A 3,186-nucleotide genomic window follows, 5' to 3' on the forward strand; every position below is an offset into this window, starting at 1 on the left:
ACCTTCGGTATAACAGTCACCATCGGTCGTTTGTCCGTTGGTAAAAATAAATAATAAAATTGTAAAAAAAATGCTTGGTTATTTAGGGTTAAAACAGGGTGGGTGAACTACTATTCCAAGTTTCGAAAGTCCGAACTGCGGAAACTATTCCGAGTCATCAACATGCGTTTGGTAAAATGGATACGCAACAAGTATCGTAAATTCAGGCGTCGCCACTGGTACTATGCTTACAAGTACTTAAGGGGTTTAGCGCAAAGCTATCCCTACCTATTTGTGCATTGGCAATGTGGTCACTTGCCCTGATTGTCTTTGTCATGAAGAGCCGTATGAATCGAGAGGTTCACGTACGGTTCTGAGAGAGGCTTGGGGGTGTGATTCCCCCTTGCCTACTCGACTTTTTGCAATTATCAATCTATCAGTTAGTATTTCTATCCTTAAATCGAATTTTTTACCTATAAATGCTATTGTTTCTTTCGTATAAATAAATACGTGAGTTGGGTCTTTTCTATAATACCAATTTTTGAAATCTATTTCTGTATTGTACAAATGTGTCATTATAAATAAATTTCCTTCAGGCTTTAAAAGACTCAACAATTTTTCTATTTCTTGTTTTGGATTGTAAAAATGCTCAAATACTTCACAGCTAAAGATGTAATCAAATTGATGATTTAGATTGCCTTGATTAGGATAAAAATAAGGGTCGTATAATTTTACTTTATACCCTTTTGCTTCAAGTTGCTTTGATATTACTGGACCTGTTCCACATCCATAATCCAAGCCTAGTTGTTCTTTCGTGTGATTTTTTAAAATGGAATCTGTTATTGGAGAAGTGAAATTTTGATAACCTGTATCATTTACATCATTATTGTGTTCTTTGTACCTATTTTTTTCTTCACTACTACCTAAATAATACTTTTTATCCATTACATAAGCACCGCAAGTTTCACAAATGAAATAATACTCATCTGCCATTTTTTTTAATTGTGAATCACACAAAGTACAATTCATTTCACGATGCTATTAATTGACTAGCTTTTTCTGTATGGGTTAATGATAATTTGTGCATTGCTCTGGTACAACCTACATAAAGCATCTGCTTGTCGGGTTCGGTTTTATAATTTTTTTCGGTACAAAACGGAACTATCACTTGGTCAAATTCTAAACCCTTTGCTAAATGAGCGGTGGTAATAACAATACCGCTACCAAAAGCTACACTTACAGCATTTAATAGATTTATTTCGTGTTCGTTCTTTAGTGCCTCAAATAAGGTATCTGCTTGTTTTTGTGTTTTGCAAATTATACCTAACGAGTTGTACTCACTTTGCTTAAATTGAGAGATTAATGATTTTATTTTATCGGTTTCATCTTTTGTGTTCTTGCACGAAAAAATTTGTGGCTCTTCACCGTACCGTTCAATGGCTTCCACGTTTACTTTCTGACTAATGCGTTTTGTGAACTGCGTAATTTCATAGGTAGAACGGTAGCTTTTAAGCATTGTCATAGTAGTAGCACCGCTAAATACATTTTCAATAATTGGTAAATTTGATGAGCTAAATGGATTAACGGACTGGTTTACATCGCCTAAAATGGTTTTTTTGCAAGGAAACAATAAACTTAACACTTTGTACTGAACCACAGAATAATCCTGCATTTCATCAATTACCAAATGCTTTACCTTGGCATTTGATTTCATCCCTTCCAATCGGTACTTTAAATAGATGAAAGCATAAACATCGCTCCATTCGTAAGTATTACCTGCTTTTGTTTTCAATAATTCAGTTTTTCCTAGCCAGTCGTAAAAACCCTTGTACAACATTCGAGGATTGTATGATGGGAACATCTTCCGAATTGTATTATGCAGGTTTGTTCTGTCTTTGTATTGAATTTCTAAACCGTAGTGTCTGAAAATATTATCAACTATTTCCCTTACTACTTCGTTAAACCTTTTGAGTAAAGGCATTCGTTGATACTTATCAAAACTCTCTCTAATAAACCATGCAGGAACAGGTTTACTTTTCACTGTAATATCTGTTATTTTGAAGCCTTCATTTTCAAGATATGTAACATATTCATCTAGTTTATTTAATATTTGGCTGGATGATTTGAATTGTATTCGCTCAATCAGTTTTGCGTCATTCTTATCTAGCAGTTCAGCTACTTGCTCAAAAAAAGATTGAAAATTAACTTGATATTCCAATATTTCGTTTGCAATTTCTTCCATACTGGTTTCTGCAACCGATTCTTCACCCAGTTCGGGAAGAACGTTTGATATGTAGTTTGCAAAGACTTTGTTTGGGGATATAATCAATATATCTTCCGAACTAATTGAATCTTTAAAACGATACAGTAGAAAAGCAATACGGTGCAAGGCAATAGAGGTTTTACCCGAACCCGCCACTCCTTGTATAATCAAGTGTCTGGCTTCTTCATTACGTATTATGGCGTTTTGCTCTTTCTGAATAGTAGCCACAATATTTTTCATTTTGGCACTCGATGTTTGATTGAGTTCCTTTTGAAGCACTTCATCGTGGATGGTTACATCGGTGTCAAGCATGTATTCCATTGTACCTTTTCGAATCCTAAACTGTCGTTTAAGCGAAATGTCTCCTTTTATAACACCCAAAGGAGTTTCATAATAACCTTCACCTAATTCAAAATCATAGAATAAGCTCGAAATTGGTGCTCTCCAATCGTAAACCAAGTTATTATTAGATTCGGTGTCTTGAAAATTATGAACCCCAACATAGATTTTTTTAGAATCATTTAATTGATTTTCTCTGAAATCAATACGCCCAAAGTAAGCTGTATCTTTTAGTCTGGTAAGCCTTTTCCTGTGCTCAACGCTGTGTTCCCCTTGCAATGAAAAATTTAAAATCGCTTCGCGCATATTATTTTTTTCAAGGTGGTCCATATCTGTTTTATGGTCTTGCATATGCTTATTCATTGAAGCAACTTCATCACTTTTTAATTGTATTGCTTCGTTAATCTCAAATAGTTTGAGGTCAACCTTCTTTAGCAGGTTCAATAAGTATTCTTTTTCTCTTTTCTCTTCAGTCATATTCCTTGTGTGTATCTGTAAAATTGCCTACAACGGTTGGGGGTGTGGCAAGTGTGGGAGAGCGTGTTACGTTTTCGTCCCCCGACGAAAACGCCCGAGCGGGCGAAACCGCTCCGAAGTTCCAATGT

At 35.2% G+C, this 3,186-nt stretch carries 2 protein-coding genes and 1 pseudogene; 1 reads left to right on the forward strand and 2 read right to left on the reverse strand.

The window, feature by feature from the left end; all coding sequences use genetic code 11:
• Positions 1–99: 99 nt before the first annotated feature.
• Positions 100–303, forward strand: a pseudogene (locus G8O23_RS17755) (hypothetical protein); the annotation flags it as partial.
• A gap of 9 nt (positions 304–312) precedes the next feature.
• Here the strand turns inward: G8O23_RS17755 and G8O23_RS17125 are convergent.
• Complete coding sequence (locus G8O23_RS17125; RefSeq protein ID WP_166367131.1) at positions 313–1,008, reverse strand: class I SAM-dependent methyltransferase; 696 nt, start codon at positions 1,006–1,008, stop codon at positions 313–315.
• 1 nt (position 1,009) lies between these two features.
• The gene (locus tag G8O23_RS17130) at positions 1,010–3,058 is read right to left on the reverse strand and encodes a HelD family protein (protein ID WP_166367132.1); all 2,049 of its coding nucleotides are present in this window, start codon (positions 3,056–3,058) and stop codon (positions 1,010–1,012) included.
• Positions 3,059–3,186 lie beyond the last annotated feature (128 nt).

The sequence above is a fragment of the Perlabentimonas gracilis genome, from assembly GCF_011174675.1.
Classification (GTDB): domain Bacteria; phylum Bacteroidota; class Bacteroidia; order Bacteroidales; family Tenuifilaceae; genus Perlabentimonas; species Perlabentimonas gracilis.

Bases quoted from the DNA above. Each gene is read 5' to 3' on its own strand.
- G8O23_RS17125 (WP_166367131.1), bottom strand. From the start codon at position 1,008: ATGAATTGTACTTTGTGTGATTCACAATTAAAAAAAATGGCAGATGAG.
- G8O23_RS17130 (WP_166367132.1), bottom strand. From the start codon at position 3,058: ATGACTGAAGAGAAAAGAGAAAAAGAATACTTATTGAACCTGCTAAAG.